Source organism: Rhodohalobacter sp. SW132 (assembly GCF_003390325.1).
GTDB lineage: Bacteria > Bacteroidota > Rhodothermia > Balneolales > Balneolaceae > SW132.
This window is the reverse complement of record NZ_QUOK01000001.1, coordinates 606,805-623,134: the sequence shown is the minus strand read 5'-3', so window position 1 is coordinate 623,134 and position 16,330 is coordinate 606,805. Positions and strand designations below refer to the sequence as shown.

The 16,330-nt window shown below is 45.3% G+C and carries 14 protein-coding genes; 3 read left to right on the top strand and 11 right to left on the bottom strand.

The genetic code is table 11. The annotated features are described in order from the left end of the window. Nucleotides 1–11 precede the first annotated feature (11 nt). Nucleotides 12–971: a rhodanese-related sulfurtransferase gene (locus DYD21_RS02660; RefSeq protein ID WP_116031877.1), complete on the top strand. Its 960-nt coding sequence runs from the start codon at nt 12–14 to the stop codon at nt 969–971. A gap of 49 nt (nt 972–1,020) precedes the next feature. Here the strand turns inward: DYD21_RS02660 and DYD21_RS02655 are convergent, their stop codons facing one another. From DYD21_RS02655 to DYD21_RS02610, 10 genes are all read right to left on the bottom strand, one after another. After that, entirely contained in the window at nt 1,021–2,157 is a 1,137-nt protein-coding gene (locus DYD21_RS02655; RefSeq protein ID WP_116031873.1) for a hypothetical protein, read from the bottom strand. A gap of 11 nt (nt 2,158–2,168) precedes the next feature. After that, on the bottom strand, nt 2,169–2,846 hold the full coding sequence (locus DYD21_RS02650; protein ID WP_147303475.1) for a hypothetical protein: 678 nt from the start codon (nt 2,844–2,846) through the stop codon (nt 2,169–2,171). Nucleotides 2,847–2,866: 20 nt separating this feature from the next. Then, nucleotides 2,867–3,385: a hypothetical protein gene (locus DYD21_RS02645; protein WP_116031866.1), complete on the bottom strand. Its 519-nt coding sequence runs from the start codon at nt 3,383–3,385 to the stop codon at nt 2,867–2,869. Nucleotides 3,386–3,655: 270 nt separating this feature from the next. Further along, a complete protein-coding gene (gene mdh / locus DYD21_RS02640) occupies nt 3,656–4,612 on the bottom strand; it encodes a malate dehydrogenase (RefSeq protein ID WP_116031862.1) in 957 nt (318 codons plus the stop codon). Between the two features lie 59 nt (nt 4,613–4,671). Next, nucleotides 4,672–5,550 (bottom strand): NAD(+)/NADH kinase, encoded by an 879-nt coding sequence (locus DYD21_RS02635; RefSeq protein ID WP_116031859.1) that lies wholly within the window; start codon nt 5,548–5,550, stop codon nt 4,672–4,674. Further along, nucleotides 5,547–7,028, bottom strand: coding sequence for an ABC transporter substrate-binding protein (locus tag DYD21_RS02630; RefSeq protein WP_116031856.1), 1,482 nt, complete (start codon nt 7,026–7,028; stop codon nt 5,547–5,549). The genes DYD21_RS02635 and DYD21_RS02630 overlap by 4 nt, the downstream gene beginning before the upstream one ends. Nucleotides 7,029–7,031: 3 nt before the next feature. Continuing rightward, on the bottom strand, nt 7,032–8,216 hold the full coding sequence (locus tag DYD21_RS02625) for a D-alanine--D-alanine ligase (RefSeq protein ID WP_116031852.1): 1,185 nt from the start codon (nt 8,214–8,216) through the stop codon (nt 7,032–7,034). A gap of 328 nt (nt 8,217–8,544) precedes the next feature. Then, nucleotides 8,545–11,373: a carbamoyl-phosphate synthase large subunit gene (gene carB, locus DYD21_RS02620; protein WP_116031848.1), complete on the bottom strand. Its 2,829-nt coding sequence runs from the start codon at nt 11,371–11,373 to the stop codon at nt 8,545–8,547. Between the two features lie 102 nt (nt 11,374–11,475). Continuing rightward, nucleotides 11,476–12,597 (bottom strand): glutamine-hydrolyzing carbamoyl-phosphate synthase small subunit, encoded by a 1,122-nt coding sequence (carA, locus tag DYD21_RS02615; RefSeq protein ID WP_116031845.1) that lies wholly within the window; start codon nt 12,595–12,597, stop codon nt 11,476–11,478. 267 nt (nt 12,598–12,864) lie between these two features. Further along, nucleotides 12,865–13,761, bottom strand: a complete 897-nt coding sequence (locus DYD21_RS02610; RefSeq protein WP_158551386.1) for an alpha/beta hydrolase — start codon at nt 13,759–13,761, stop codon at nt 12,865–12,867. Nucleotides 13,762–13,929: 168 nt separating this feature from the next. Between DYD21_RS02610 and DYD21_RS02605 the strand changes: the two genes are divergently transcribed. Beyond that, nucleotides 13,930–14,358 (top strand): OsmC family protein, encoded by a 429-nt coding sequence (locus DYD21_RS02605; protein WP_116031838.1) that lies wholly within the window; start codon nt 13,930–13,932, stop codon nt 14,356–14,358. A 104-nt stretch (nt 14,359–14,462) separates the two neighbouring features. On the opposite strand, the gene DYD21_RS02600 is transcribed toward DYD21_RS02605, so the two are convergent. Beyond that, complete coding sequence (locus DYD21_RS02600) at nt 14,463–15,134, bottom strand: COX15/CtaA family protein (protein ID WP_116031835.1); 672 nt, start codon at nt 15,132–15,134, stop codon at nt 14,463–14,465. 124 nt (nt 15,135–15,258) lie between these two features. Here DYD21_RS02600 and moaCB point away from each other — a divergent pair, with 124 nt between their 5' ends. After that, the gene (gene moaCB / locus DYD21_RS02595; protein WP_116031831.1) at nt 15,259–16,179 is read left to right on the top strand and encodes a bifunctional molybdenum cofactor biosynthesis protein MoaC/MoaB; all 921 of its coding nucleotides are present in this window, start codon (nt 15,259–15,261) and stop codon (nt 16,177–16,179) included. Nucleotides 16,180–16,330 lie beyond the last annotated feature (151 nt).

The window sequence follows — 16,330 nt, the reverse complement described above, 5'->3', positions numbered from 1 at the left end:
GTCTCTTTTTTATGAGTTACGAAGTCATTCTCTACTACAAGTTTAAAGAAATCCGGGAGCCTGAGCAGTTTTGTAAAGCGCATAAAGCATTTCTGCAGGATCTGGATGTGAAAGGCCGGGTTTATATCGGCAAAGAGGGCCTGAACGGTACGCTCGGCGGCACACCTGAACAGATGGAAGCCTACAGGCAGTATGTGTGGTCGCTGGATGGATTTGAAGAGACCGAATTTAAAACCGAAGAAGCGGATACGATTCCATTTCCGCGCCTTACCTGTAAAGTTCGGGAGGAGATTGTTTCGATTCATGTCGACGGACTTAATCCGGAAGAGGGCGGCCGGCATCTGTCGCCATCGGAGTGGCGCGAAACGATGGAGTCGAACAAGGATTATGTGATGATCGACGTGCGAAACGACTATGAAAGTGAAGTCGGACATTTTGAGGGAGCTATCAAACCGCAGGTTGAGAATTTTTATGATTTCCCAAGGTGGCTTGATGAGTCTGATATACCCAAAGATAAAAAAGTGCTGATGTACTGCACCGGCGGGATTCGCTGCGAAAAATTTTCTGTTTTGATGAAGCAGAAAGGCTGGGATGACGTGAATCAGCTGCACGGCGGGATTTTAAATTATGCGAAAGAAGAAGATGGAAAGCATTTTAAAGGAAAATGTTTTGTATTTGATGACCGGCTGGTAGTGCCTGTAAACAAAGGGGATCTGCAGCCGATTGCGCATTGTGAGATCACTGGAAAACCGGCAGACAGTTTTATCAATTGTGCCAATATGGAGTGTAATAAACTGTTTGTCTGCTCCGAGGAGGGAGCCGAAAAATATAAAGGATGCTGCAGCGAAGAGTGCATGAACAGCGAATATCGGCGCCCCTTTAATGCAGATAATGCGTTCCGGCCATTCAGAAAATGGTACAACTATTTTGATGACGATTTTAAAGAGAGGGATATAAAAATCAGTAAATAGCAGATGAGGTTAAAACGATCTGCAATTTTTTTGCCGGTTCAAAAATATGTTAATTGAATTTGAGATTTTCTGATGAAACCACCAAAGTGTACTTATTCTGCTGCACGGCATTATCAGCGGCCATTTTAGCATACATCTCGCCTTTGCAGTCGTAGTTGATGTTAATATTACCACCCAGGTCGATGTCGATTTTATCTCCGGTATGATCCGGTGTTTCGCCAACTAAAACAGATCCATTTATAGTTGGTGTTCCGCGGCCATCAAAAGCATAAGCGTTTTCAAAAATAACTAATCCATTAAATTCAAAGTTACCCGCAACGCTTAAACTGGGATCTTCCATTTCCATGCTGGCATCCGCTCTGATTACCATAATTCCGAACCCTTCAGTTTGCTGTCCGGTGAGTCTTACATGACCTTCAATAAAGAATACGCCGGGGTTCTGAGCGGTACCTAATGTGGCACTGTAATCGGAATTAACTGTAACTGTATTATTTGCATGGTAGAGGCGCTCAATGAGTTCATCTGTTGGTTCGTAGTTCAAATCAGAATCTACCTCAATCTCATCCGGATTTGTATCTCCTTCTTTGCCTTCCAGATTTACACCGGCATTTATCAGTTTATCTTTAGTTTCCTGTGAATTAACAACTACAGGTGGTTTTACATCACCAATATCACAGCCGCTTGAAGCGGGCGGAATTCCACTAATATTGTGAGCATTCCCATCTACATTAAATTCTCCAATATCTGTTGGTAATTGAAGGGCTCCTCTAAAATCGGGTACTAATTCAAAAAATGGTCGTTTTCGATAATGACTAATGACTTCTACAATTTTGTTTCCAAATTCTTCTCCAATTTGTGCTTTGGAATAAAACCAGAGCAGGTCGTGCTCTCCTGTTTCCCAGAAATCATTATCCTCGAATTCCGTATGTAGCCGTACTTCCAGTCCCTGAATTGTGGGATTCCAGTAATTTGTTTCACTATTATATTGGTTTGGCCAGTCTTCATTCTGGTTGATGTGTTGTGTCGCTATTTGGATAGCTGTGTGCGCCGAGTTCTTGGCCATGGTATATTCTGCGTAATTAACCGTGCTTTGGTTAAGCATTTTACCTTGATTGGATGTACTTATACTGGTGATACCCAGTGATACAAGAACGCCTGCACAAATAATTAACATTGCTCTGCCCATAACTCTGCCTGTTAGTTTGTATTGATCTGCAAGTTTGCAGGAGTAAATCGTTTTTCCCAAACCGATCGGACATAACGACCTTCAGCCAATGAACGACTATATATTTTTTCAGCACTTTGTACTTCAAGTGTAACTTTAAACTGTCTGACATTTGTCACATTTGACCCGCATCCAGGTGATATATTGCTATTTGAGCCTACCGTCTCGTAGTACTCGATATTGAATTGTGTTACGCCTACATTTATTTCCTGGGTATTAACGGCAAGGGGATCTCCGGTAGAAGGGTCAAATTCGGTTACCGTTCTCAACAATGTCCTGTGGGCGGGGTTGGTTGCAGAGATTTCATTATCAAGCAAAAATCGCCATTCAATACGTTCAGGTATTCGATTCGGATCATTGCACTCTGCCTCAGTTTCACACAAATTTCTATAAAACCTGATTCTGTGAGACTGTGCACAATCCATAATTCGTACTACATCTGTTTCGGGATCCCGGGTGATTCTATTTACATCATATCCCATATTAGATAAATCATCATTCAGCATGTCCGAAATATCGGTTACATATTGTCTGTTCATTTGAGAGATAGTCAATTCAGCACCACTGTTTTGAACGCGTATATTCATCATAACAATACCTAAAAGTATTACCCCGGCTACTATATAACTTGTTACGATTCCTAAATTCATGGACAGTATTCCTTGTTACACTACTCAGCGTAGTAATTTCGAATAAACTCTAACTGATAATTTCGGGGCTCATTGATCCCCCTCAGAAATTCACTTCTTACCGTTACATCAATTTTTTTGAATGTTGTCTGAGCTTCTACTCTTTCAAAATTGATATCGTCTACATAATACACTTCCACGCTTATATGAAAATCACCATGTGGAGTAGTAATAACCTCACTCCAGTTATGAAAATCTTCAAAAGCTAAAAAATTTGACCGAATAGCCAATTGCTGTTCTTCCTCGGTAGGAAATGCAGAAGTAGGTGTAAAGCCGCCTGGAATTATAGTAGGAGGCATTTCTCCCTGGGTCACTTCATCAAAAGCTTTGGCGCGAGCTTCTTCAATAATTTCCTGGCCTAAAGAAATGACCTCTTGCTCAAGTTCCGCGTCAATCTGCATTATAGAATTGCGCTGGATCATGTAGTTGGCATTAATCAGAATCATCGAGAAGATGATCATCGCCGCCATTGTTTGTATGACCTCACTGTAGCCTATCATCAGAGTCCTTTAAGAAGGGTTGTCTTATTAAAATATTAAAATTTTCTAATATTTACGAATTAGAAAATGCCCGGTTGGCTAACCGCCTATTTACAAGAGAAAAAAGGAGCGCCATTGTTACAAATCCTAATGTTCTGCGGTGCGGCGGAGAGAAAATATGGGGAGAGGCAGAGGAGCGTAAAAAAGAAAAGTCAATAAAAAACCCCGAATCGGAGACCGAAACGGGGTTAAGTGCAAGTAGTGAAGAACCAGTCTTCGTTTATTTGCGATTTAGTTATCCATCAGTTTGTTGAAGTCGCCCATCGTGGAGCGGACTGCAGTAACTGACTTATCTAAAAGATCTCGTTCTTTTTCATCTAAGTCAACCTCAATGATCTCTTTGATTCCGCCGTGGCCCAGTTTTACGGGAAGTCCGATGAAAATATCGTCAATTCCGTATTGTCCTGACGGTTTCACTGCACATGGGAAAATGCGATTTTGATCGAGCATAATCGCCTCAACCATTTGTGCTGCAGCAGCTCCGGGTGCGTACCAGGCTGATGTACCCATCAACCCTACAATCTCACCACCGCCTTTTTTGGTTCGGTCCACAATTGCGTCGAGTTTATCGGAATCGATCAGCTGGGTTACAGGGATTCCGGCTACAGTGGTGTAACGCGGCAGGGGGACCATCGTATCGCCGTGCCCGCCCATGAGCAGCGCCTGAATATCTTTGGGGGATACATTCAGCTCTTCAGCGAGGAAAGACCGGTAACGTGCCGTATCCAGGATTCCCGCCATACCCATCACTTTGCTGTCATCAAGACTGCTTGCTGCATGTGCAACATAAGTCATCACATCAAGCGGATTTGAAACCACAATGATGATTGTATCGGGTGAATGCTTTACCAGTTCTTTTGAAACTGAATCGACGATTTTAGCGTTGATTTCGAGGAGATCGTCACGGCTCATTCCGGGTTTTCGGGGAACACCTGCTGTAATTACACATACATCTGAATCTTTGGTGTCTGCATAATCTACCGTTCCGGTCAGGCGTGTATCAAATCCGTGGATCGGAGAAGCTTCCCACTGATCGAGTGCACGTCCTTTTGAGGGGTAAAATGTTTTGTCATCCTCTTTTCTTTCAATATCAACCATTACGACTTCTTTGGCAAAATCACGTTGTGCCACGCTCAGTGCCACGGTTGATCCTACATTACCACCTGCTCCTACTACAGTTACTTTCATATCTACGTATTGATTTGATTTATCTTTTTATGAATTGTTCTTCGTTTAAAATAGATTTTTCAGGAATCCCCCGGTGCTTTTCTGCTGTCAAGACCCCACATCAACTTATTTCTCAATGTTTTAAAATAGTTTTGATTTTTTAGCATCACCAGATTTACGGACAGATCACTCTTAGAGATGGTCATATCTGAAAGTGTTTGATCGGACATCCTGCCATCACTTGAAAATAAGATATGATCCGGCTGGTCTTCAACTTCAATTACCAGATTTTTATCGGAGGGCAGCACGAGCGGTCGTGTTGTTAGCGTATGCGGATTGATGGGTGTAACGATCATTACGGGAGTGCCGGGCATTACAATGGGACCGCCTGCAGAAAGATTATACGCCGTAGATCCGGTTGGAGTGGATATTAACAGGCCATCCGCCCAGAAATGGTTCAGCAGGTATCCGTCGTAAGATGCTTTCAGGGATACCATGGAAGAAGTATCCTTTTTGGTAAAAAGAAATTCATTCAGCGCATAATAGATGTCACCTTCCCGTGATACCCCCTGAAGCATGGCTCGTTTATCGATATCAAAATTGCCGCTTTGGAGGTCGTGCAGGGCGGATTCAATCTGGTCGGGCTGAACATTAGCCATAAAACCGAGCTTTCCGGTATTTACGCCAAGGATGGGGGAATCGGAGTATCGAACATATTTGGCTGTGTGCAGCATGGTTCCGTCGCCGCCAATGGCAATGATAAAATCAGATTCGGAAATACACTCTTTTTCCGATTCAGCGACATGGAGTTCACTGTTAAATTCAACGCCGGATACAGACTGTTTGAATTCTTTGGATACCGTTATCTGGTGATCATTTTCACTACACCAGTTCAGCAATCGGTTCAGAGGTTCTTTTATGGAATATTTTTCAGGATTGGCGATCACACCAAGTTTCATGGTTGATCTCCATTTTCAACCCGTATATCCTCAACAAACAACTTCCAGGGTGTCTGATGATTAATGATTCCATCAATATTTTGATGGTGAAGACCATAAACCGGGGTAACGTAGGTGATCCATGATGGACGCGGACGGACAATCTGTCGGTGAAAAGAGTCTGTTGAGATGGTGTAAATTGAGGAACGTGATACTGGTGTTCGTAAATCAGACAAATTAAATTCAGAGTCCGGTTCAAGATATTGAGCCTGAATATTAGAGAGAAGGTTTCTTGCAAACAGATCACTCGTAAATGTGACCAGGTATCGGTCGTCGGGCTCACCAATCTGATCGGAATCTACCTCAGGAGGTGGCTGATTGATGGTTAAATATCTGCCTGTTGTAGCAGTATCGACTTCAATCTCTGAAAGGCGGTAATGCAGCCAGTTTATATTAACTCTTCGTGTCTGATTGAGATATAAATCTACCTGACGTTCCCCTCCGCTTGAAATTACATACTCATTTTGATACCCGGGTTCAAGGTCACCTTCTGGTGTAAAAGCTGTATAGTACGTTTCCGGACCGACTTCCGGGATCCAGTCGATATTATTTTGGGCAAGCGCCTGGAACAGATCACTTTCACTGGGGTAGTACACAAATTCAATTCTATTGAGATTCGGCTGGGTTAAACGGTCGGCCATCCGGTCTGAATTGTCTTTTGACAATTCGATTGAATTCTCAGACCGATTGATAAATGTATATGCGCCGGTACCTACCGGGTTCGATTTAAGAGAGAATCCATCTCGCTGGATAACTTCCCGCGGATATATAAATAAATAGGGTGACGCGAGTTTTCTTAAGAAATCGGAATCCGGTTCGTGAAGACGAAATTCAATGGTCCTGGAATCCAGAACTCTGATCCCGGTTACTTCACCGCGTGTGCGTCGTTCAGTGTCATATATATTACGCTGATCTTCGAAATATTCCTCATATCCCTGAATGTTCTTTAAAAGCTCAGAGGCCCGGGTTGGTACATTTGCGCGTGCGGTGCGTTCAAATGCCCACTTCACATCTGCTGCCTGCAGCCGCCGGCCAATACCGCTCATGAAAGCGGAACTATCATGAAAAAACAGGTCGTTATTTAGTGTGATTGTGTAGACTCGTTCATCGTCTGAAATATTTACACTGTCGGCAATGGCGGGTACTACCTCCCCATCACGGTCTATTGTAAATAAGCCGTCATATATTAAGGACAGAATCCGCATAGTGCTCAGATTGTTTGCAAAAAGCGGATCCAGGTTATCCACGGGATCAATCATACCCACGGTGAGTTCCTGGAAGAGCTGATCCGTATCTGTCTCTTCGGCTGTTCGATCGCCGGGCGTTCTGGGCCCCTCCTCAATAGTACGAACCTCTTCGGTTGTGCCACAGGATGTCAGCAGAAGAAGAGATAAAATGAATAAAAGTAGATTTCCGGAAAATTTTATAGAATGTGCCATTCGCTATTTTGATCTTTTTAAACCTTTCATACCCTTAACGGCTTTTTGGCTCAGTAAGTTTGTTTCGTAGCTTTGAACGCGCCCATTCTTTTTTTGGTGTTGTTGAATCGCAATTTCAATGAGCTCCACAAGTAAATCTTTAAAATCAATTCCATTCTCTTTCCACAAATAGAAGGAGAAAGACCCCGGAATTGTATTGATTTCATTAAAGTAAAAGGTATTGGTATCTGCGTTGACCAGGAAATCCAGGCGAGCAAGCCCGGAGGATTGGAGCAGTTTAAAAACGCGAACTGACGTTTCCTGGATGTTTTCAGCGAGCTCATCAGGTATATCGGCGGGGATAATGCGATCCGCCGCGGCCATACCTTTCGCGGCTTCATCATTTTGATATTTATCAGTGAATGAGAGGAGTTCTTCACGTCCAACCGGGCGTTCACAAACGCTTGCCCTGCACTTATCCGCAGTGCCAAGAACGGAGCAATTGATCTCCATGAGAGGGGAGATTGCTTTTTCAACCATCAGGTGGTCATCGTACCTGAATGCGGTCTCCACAGCTGTTATAGTCTCTTCGGTGCTTTTTACCACTTCAACGCCAATACTGCTGCCGAGATGTACCGGTTTTACAACAGCAGACTCCCCTAAAGCGGAGATTTTCTGAAGAAGAACATCTTTGTTTTCAATCCAATCTTTTTCAGTAAAATCGATGTCTTCAACTACCGGAATCTCTTCAGATGCGCATAATCGTTTGGCTGTAACTTTATCCATGCCGATGGCGGATGCCATCACCCCGCTGCCGGTATAGGGGATATTGTATGCCTCGAAAATTCCCTGGAAGGAACCGTTTTCCCCGGCTGATCCATGAAATGAGGTCAAAACGGCGTAGACAGGAAATTCGGATGATTTTGAAAACAATCCATCCGGGAGAGTTTTAATGACCGGTGCACCGTCTCTGTTGTGGGTTAGCACACAGGGGGTTGAGCTGCCAATGAGTGTATCGAGTTTTTCGTAATTTTTCAGATCACGAAGAGGCTCCCCTGTAAACCATTTGCCAGATTTCGAGATATAAAGCGGTAACGTGTGGTACTCAGAATCTTCAAGGGCAGAAAGTGCCTGCACGCCGGTTAAGACAGAGACTTCGTGTTCTGGAGAAACACCGCCAAAAGCAACAACTACGGTTGGTTTTTTCATAGATGAATTCGGTTGAAAGTCGAATAGTATAATACGAAAATCAGCCGATAATAGACAGAGTTAGTGGCTTATACCGCTATCATTTATCTATTATCGTTCACCTAAAATTTCATATCTATGAACTACTGCCGTGTCATTGATGTAGGGGCGAATATGCTTGGTGTAAATCTTCACCGGATGAATTCGCTTCATCCGGTGATTTGTCTGACCTTTACATTCTTCATCGCATAAAATGACAGAGTAACATGTAGCCCTACCACTCATCCGATGACGGGAAGTCAGCGGATGAGGCTATTTCCTTCACCTGACAAATCAAAATTGACTTGACCTACTTGCTTAGGTACAGATTCTTAAACTCATACGGTTTCTTGAATCGCTCGTCGTTGAAATCTTTCATAAAGTAGATGCTTTCGCCTGTAGACTTCATTTCGGGACCGAGCTCCTTTTTTACTTCCGGAAATTTATCAAACGGGAATACCGGCTCTTTAATCGCCCAGTGCTCCAGTTTTGATACCAGGTCAAATTCACTCAGCTTTGCTCCAAGCATCACTTTAACACCAATTTTCGCTTCGGGCCGCTGTGTGGCTTTTGCCAGGAAAGGAATGGTACGCGTGGTACGGGGGTTGGCTTCGAGTACATAGACCTGTTCATTTTTCACGGCATATTGTACGTTTAAAAAGCCGAGAATTCCCATCTCTTTTGCGATACGGTACTGGTGGCTTTCAATTGTGCGAATGACTTCCTCGCTGAGGGAGTAGGGCGGTAGCACAGCTGTTGAATCCCCGGAGTGAACTCCTGCCGGTTCGATATGCTGCATAATACCCGCTATATGAAGTTCTTCGCCATCAAAAACGGAATCTACATCCACCTCAACCGCTTTATCCAGATATTTGTCGATCAGGAAATCGTTTTCCGGGTGGGTTTTGAGGATGTTTGTAACATATTTTTTAAGCTCTTCTTCTTTCACGGCAATTCGCATACCCTGTCCACCAAGCACATAACTGGGTCGGATCAGGACAGGATATTTGATCCGATCAGCAATTTTCAGCGCGTCTTCCACATTTCGTGCGGTGCCGTATTCCGGAAAGGTGATATCGAGCCGTTTGAGAAACTGAGAGAATTCGCCGCGATCTTCTGCAAAATCAATTTTTTCGAACTCTGTACCGAAGATTTTGATTCCAGCTTCAACAAACTTTTTACCAAGTTTGAGTGCGGTTTGTCCGCCCACCTGCAGAATCACACCCTCCGGTTTTTCGTGCTCATAAATGTCGAGCACGCGTTCCCAGAAAACAGGTTCGAAATAGAGTTTATCTGCTACATCAAAATCGGTAGATACCGTTTCGGGATTGCAGTTTACCATGATCGCTTCATACCCCATCTCCTGGGCGGCAAAGACGGCATGAACGCAGGAGTAATCAAACTCAATGCCCTGACCAATCCGGTTCGGGCCGCTTCCAAGAATCATCACTTTTTTGCGGTCGGATACTTCACTCTCATTTTCAAACTCGTAACTGGAGTAGTAATAAGGTGTTTTTGCCGGGAATTCAGCAGCACAGGTATCAACAAGCTTAAATACGGGTTTCATATTCAGCTCATGACGTTTTTTGCGGACATCACCCTCTGTAAACTTTTTGCCGCTTTTACTCAGCAGCCAGGCGATCTGCACATCGGAAAAACCGGCCTGTTTTATTTCATAAAGCAACTCACGGGAGATGCTGTCAAGAGTTTCTCCTTCAGCGCGGTTTTCGAGCGTAACCATGTGCCGGATTTGCTGCAGAAACCAGGGGTCTACTTTTGTGATATCTGCAATCTCTTCAACAGAGGCACCCATCTTAAAAGCGTTCCTGATTTGCATGGTGCGATCCCAATACGGTTTCATCAGCCGCTGGCGAATCTCTTTTCGGTCGGGGTTTGCATATCCATCAGCACCCAGGCCAGATCGGCCAACTTCGAGCGATTGCCACGCTTTATTCAGCGCTTCGGGAAAGTTTCGTCCAATAGACATCACTTCACCCACAGCTTTCATTTGCGTGGTCAGTTCTTCATCAACGGCAGAGAACTTATCAAAATTAAACCGCGGGATTTTCACGACCACATAATCGATTGACGGCTCAAAACAGGCCGATGAAACTTGTGTGATCGGGTTGGGGAGTTCATCAAGCGAGTAGCCAACCGCGAGTTTTGTGGCAATTTTTGCAATCGGGTAACCCGTTGCTTTGGATGCAAGTGCTGATGAGCGGCTTACTCGCGGGTTGATTTCAATGGCAACCAGGCGGTCACTGCCGGGCTCCATCGCAAACTGCACATTACAGCCTCCGGCAAAATCACCAATTGACCGCATCATCTTGATGGCAGCGTCCCGCATTTTTTGATACTGCTTGTCCGTTAGAGTCTGGGTGGGTGCCACAGTAACTGAATCGCCTGTATGAACACCCATCGGATCGAGATTTTCGATCGAACAGATGATCACCACGTTATCATTTTTATCACGCAGAAGTTCCAGTTCAAACTCTTTCCATCCAAAGATACTCTCCTCGATAAGCACCTGGTGAACCGGGCTCAGTTCAAGTCCCCGCAGGATTTTTCGCTCAAATTCATCCTCATTCCAGACGATGCCGCCGCCTGACCCTCCGAGAGTGAACGAAGGGCGGATCACAATAGGCAGGCCGCCAAGCTCTTCCACAATCTCTTTAGCATCAAGCAGTGAGTTTGCCGCGCGGCTTCTGCACTGGTCAATACCGATGGAATCCATCAGGTCTTTGAACTGCTGGCGATCTTCGGTAATCTCCACCGCGTCCATGTTCACCCCGATGATTTTGATGCCGTTATTCACCCAGAAGTTCTCCTTCTGCAGATCACCGGCAAGGTTCAGCGCCGTCTGGCCGCCCATTGTGGGCAGAACGGCATCGGGTTTCTCGATCTCAACAATTTCTTTGATCGATTCGGTAGTGAGCGGCTTCAGGTAAATTGAGTCTGCCATCATCGGGTCGGTCATGATGGTGGCGGGATTCGAATTAATCAAAACCACTTCATACCCTTCTTCTTTTAATGAACGGCATGCCTGGGTTCCTGAGTAATCAAATTCACAGGCCTGGCCAATTACGATTGGACCGGACCCGATAATGAGAATTTTACTGATATCTTCGCGACGTGGCATCTATTGAGTTGTTAGTTTTGAATGTTGAGTAAATCTCCCCGCAAGAATTTCGCGTGAGGAGGAGTGTTGAGTATGTCTGAGATTTTTTATTAGTCGGCGCCCTTAACCTTGGACCTTGTCACCTGCGCCTTCCTTCACCATCTCCAGAAACTGATCAAACAGATATTGTGAATCGTGCGGGCCGGGGGAGGCTTCGGGGTGATATTGAACGGACATTCCGGGGAAGTTTTTGAACTTTAACCCTTCAATTGTTTGATCATTAAGGTTGATGTGGCTGATATCTGCTACTGATTCGTCCATTTTATCTTCATCTACTGCAAACCCGTGATTTTGGGTGGATATTTCTACGAGGCCGGTTTCAATATTTTTGACTGGCTGATTTGCCCCGCGATGACCTACAAACATTTTCTTCACTTCTATTCCTTCCGACATTGCGATCAGCTGATGTCCCAGGCAGATGCCGAAGAGCGGCTTGCCGGTTGATTTAGCATATTCAATAATCGGTAGTGCGTAATCTGCTGAAGCGTTAGGATCGCCCGGGCCGTTGCTGAAAAAATAACCGTCGGCACCCCAGGATTTAACCTCGTCGAGCTCAGCTTCTGCGGGAAATACCCGAAGCGTGCATCCTCGTTTAACGAAATTATCGAGAATGCTCTTTTTCACTCCGTAATCAAAAACAGCAAGTTTATAAGGCCCGTCGGATGGGATGGTTTGCGCTTCTTTCCGTGTGACTTTTGTGGCAAGTTCCAGGCCCATCATGGAGTCCCACTCTTTTGCTTGTTTCACCAGCTCATCTTCATCGGTAGTTTCACTGCTGATGACGGCGTTCATCACACCTTCGGTGCGAATATGGCGGACAAGACGCCGGGTATCAACCCCGGTGATTCCAACTACATTATTACGTTCAAGGTACTCCTGCAGGCTTCCGTCGGCAATGGGATTGCTGAAATCATCAGAAAAAGACCGGACAATCAGTCCGGCAATCATTACCCGGTTGGCTTCATCATCGCGGCTCATGGTGCCGTAATTCCCGATGTGGGGATAGGTCATCATCATAAGCTGGCCATAATAGCTTGGGTCTGTAAAAATTTCCTGGTAACCGGTCATACTGGTGTTAAAGCAAAGTTCACCGCCGGTTGTGCCGATTTTTCCGATCGCTTTACCGCGAACAACGGTGCCATCTGACAGAGCAAGGATACAAGGTTTTTTAGTGTCGGGACTCATAAATACGGATAGGATGTGGATTTAAATAACGGGTTTGCGAGGCCAAAAAAAATCCGACTACGGAAACCGTGTCGGATCTGGATAAGAAATTCTGGTATGTGAAAACGTCTGATTGGTGGTTCACCCGTTTGTCGTTTTTAAAGTTTCGGAAATTTAAGGACTGATCGTCTGATATAAAAGGTGAATTTTGTAAAGATTTTTTCAGGGGACAGGGGACAGGGGACAGGGGACAGGGGACAGGGGACAGGGGACAGGGGTGAAATTTTTTTATTCAGGGATTGGAATTATTGATTGTCTGAAGAGGTCTAAAACCTGGTTCCATTCGTGGGTCCAGGGTGCGGTCATCTCGTAGTGTCCGGCTTCGGGTTGAAGAATTAATGATGCATTGCCGCCGGAGTTTTGAACCTGCCGGACGAAATTGCGTCCGAAAAAAGGCGGAACAGGTGAATCAAAAGCTGCAGATATTTCAACATGGGATGCTGAGAAAGGTAAAAGTTCAGCTGGAGATGTATCTAGAAAAGGGGATTCACGGTTCAGATAATCCACTAATTTCTCAACGGTTTTTTCGCCGCATGGCGCTGATCCATAGCGGGCGTACTCTTCAAGGTTGTTGATTCCGGCAAGGGATATGGATTGATGAATTTGCAGCGGATTGGATTTATAAAGCGGACTTTCGGGACTGATATTTTTTCGTGAAGCAAGCCAGGTGGCGAGATGTCCTCCCGCAGAGTGGCCGGAAGCAATGACGAGATCGAGGTTTAAATGGTTTATTTCGGCAATTTCCCGCAAAAAGTCTGCTGACTGTGCCACATCAAGAAACGTTCCGGGGTAGGCACCGCCATCGTCTCCCAGCCGTCTGTATTCCACATTCCAAACCGCAAATCCATCTCGGGCAAGTGCGTCCGCCATCGGATTTGTGAGAGCGACACCAGGGTAGATACTTTGCCAGCATCCGCCGTGAATCAAGATTACAACCGGGTGAGGCCCTTCGCCATCCGGCAGCCAGAGATCGGCAAATTGCAGAGAGTCGGTCCCAACCTGAATCCGTTCGAAAGATCGTGTGGTTTCCGCATCAAGAAGATCCTGCCAGTGAACCAGATCCTGCGCGGCAAGAGTTGGCGTAATCATTAAAAAAACGAGTAGAACTGTTAGCAGTTTTGACATGCAGAAATTTATATTGTGAGTGGACGCGCGTATAATAAAGATCAAACATATCAGTTTAAATTTTTTATAAAAATAAAGTGAGTGGTTTGATTGACACGACGAACGGAAATGCGTATAAATGCATTGAGGTAAATGAATTACGAACATCAATAAAACCAAATAAATATTATGCCAACACGATCTGCAGAAGCCGAATGGAAAGGAGATTTAAAAAATGGAAAGGGAACGATAAAAGTTGAGAGCGGAGCATTTAAGACAGATTATGATTCCGCCTCTAGATTTGAAACCGGCAGCAAAACAAATCCGGAAGAGCTGATAGGAGCAGCCCATGCAGGCTGTTTTTCTATGGCGCTGTCGAACGAACTGGCCAGTGCCGGACACGATCCGAAATCGGTTCACACCAAAGCAGAAGTTGTTTTGGAGATGAAAGATGACGGTCCTGAAATCACAACCATCCGGTTGATTTCCAAAGCGAACGTGCCGGGAATCGATGAGGATGAATTTATGGAAATAGCGAACGGTGCCAAGGAAGGGTGCCCGGTATCGAAAGTTCTGGCAGCAGCAAAGATTGAGCTCGAAATTGAGCTTGAAAGCTAATGTCCTGTGCGTCACATCATCCGTGTTCAAACTCACCTGAAGACGGATGGTGAGACGTTTTATAATGTGCGTATGTACCAGATTCTAAAAATCAGAGAGATTCACTACGATCGTTTTGATTGGACGTGATAAAGCAGGCGCGTTGAGACCGCGATGAGCAGGAACGACAGCAAGAGGTGTGATAATCCCATTAACGGGGGAACGTGATAGATTAATGCAAACACACCGAGGGCGTACTGCACCAGGAAAAGTGCAAATATCGCCAGCAGCCATTTTTTAGTGGTGAATGGAGTTTCAGCAACAAATGAGCGAACCCAGGTGATGACAATCAACACTCCCAAGACCGTTCCAAATACTCTGTGCATCCACTGTGCGGTAGCTGCGTTTTCAATAAAATTGAGCCTGACCGGTTCCATGATCAAAATCTCAGGCGGAATCCAGTTTTGATTCATCTTCGGGAACGTATTATAGACATGTCCGCCGTGGAGGCCGGAAGTAATTCCGCCCCAGAATACCTGGATGAGGATCAGGATTAAAATCAGCCATGCCCAGACCTGGAACTCTGTCCGGTGAGACATTTGCAGAGGAGTCTTTGGCCTTGAACGGAGATAGAGCCACATTGAGACGGTAAGAAGTCCGGATAAAACCAGGAGTTGCCCGGAAATATGGAGAGGGCCGCCCCGTGGAATATCCGGATAGACGGTTTGCCAGATAAGCCAGATAAGCAGTATGGCAAACAAGGTAAAACCGGTAATGAACGGAACTTTTTTTAGCATAATTGTGGATCGATGGGCCAAATCTAATCAATGAATACGAAAAGAATAAGAAGATAGAAATTCTGTTGAGTTGCAGCCCGAAACTTCCTATTGTGATCGCATAGTTTAATTTAAATGAGATTGTATGATCAACGTAAGCAACAAAATCAGCACGCTTCGATTTGCCCGCGCAGGCGGTTCGATAAAAACACGAGAAGATGTTATCCGGAAGATTGTGGATGATGAAATTGAAAAAGGAGATGTGCTTGAAGTCAGCCGTGTTGCAGGAATTCAGGCGGCAAAAAAGACATCCGAACTGCTGATTTTCTGCCATAATCTGCCCCTGGAGTGGGTGGATATAACCTTTCATCTCGATGGAGATACCATTCACGTAAAAGCAGAAGCGGAGGCAATCGCACGAACGGGTGTAGAGATGGAGGCGCTTACTGCGGCCAGCACTGCGTTGTTGAATATTTACGACATGCTGAAACCGCTGGATAAAGAGATGGAAATTTCTTCGATTCGCCTGCTGGAGAAAACAGGCGGGAAGAGTGATTTTGATGATGAATTCGATCATCCCGTAAAAGCAGCCCTGGTTCGTATTTCAGACAATGTTGCGGATGGAACGCGGGAGGATAACAGTACAAGCGCCGTAGAGGACGTTTTAGATCACTTCAATGTGGAAGTCGCTAAGGAAGTGGTGATACGGTCCGGCAGGGAAGAGGTCGCAAAAAAAATAAAGGAACTTGCTGACAGCAACGATTATCACCTTCTTTTTACGATTGGAGCCACCGGGCTGGACCATGGTGATATTGTGGCAGAGATCACAAAAAAGCTGATCGAATATGAGGTACCCGGCATTCCGGAAGCAATGCGGGAATTTGGCCGAAACCGGACGCCGTATGCCAACTACTCCCGAACCGCTGCAGGTGTTCGGGGAGGAACCATCATCATCAATCTGCCCGGCAGTTCGCGAGGCGCAAAAGAGAGTGTACATGCGCTGTTTCCGGGATTAAAGCACGCGCTGCGAATGATGAATAAAGGGAAGTTGAGGAAGATAGAGTGATTCCGAAGACCTCCAAGGTTTTGAAAACCTTGGAGGTCTCGTCGTGAATCACTCTCCTCCGCCGGAGGAGGCAGAGCACAAAACGATCCGTCGGCTGACGGAAAGCGACTGCCCAGAGGTGGGTCCGTGACGTTTATGATCGTCGAAAGTA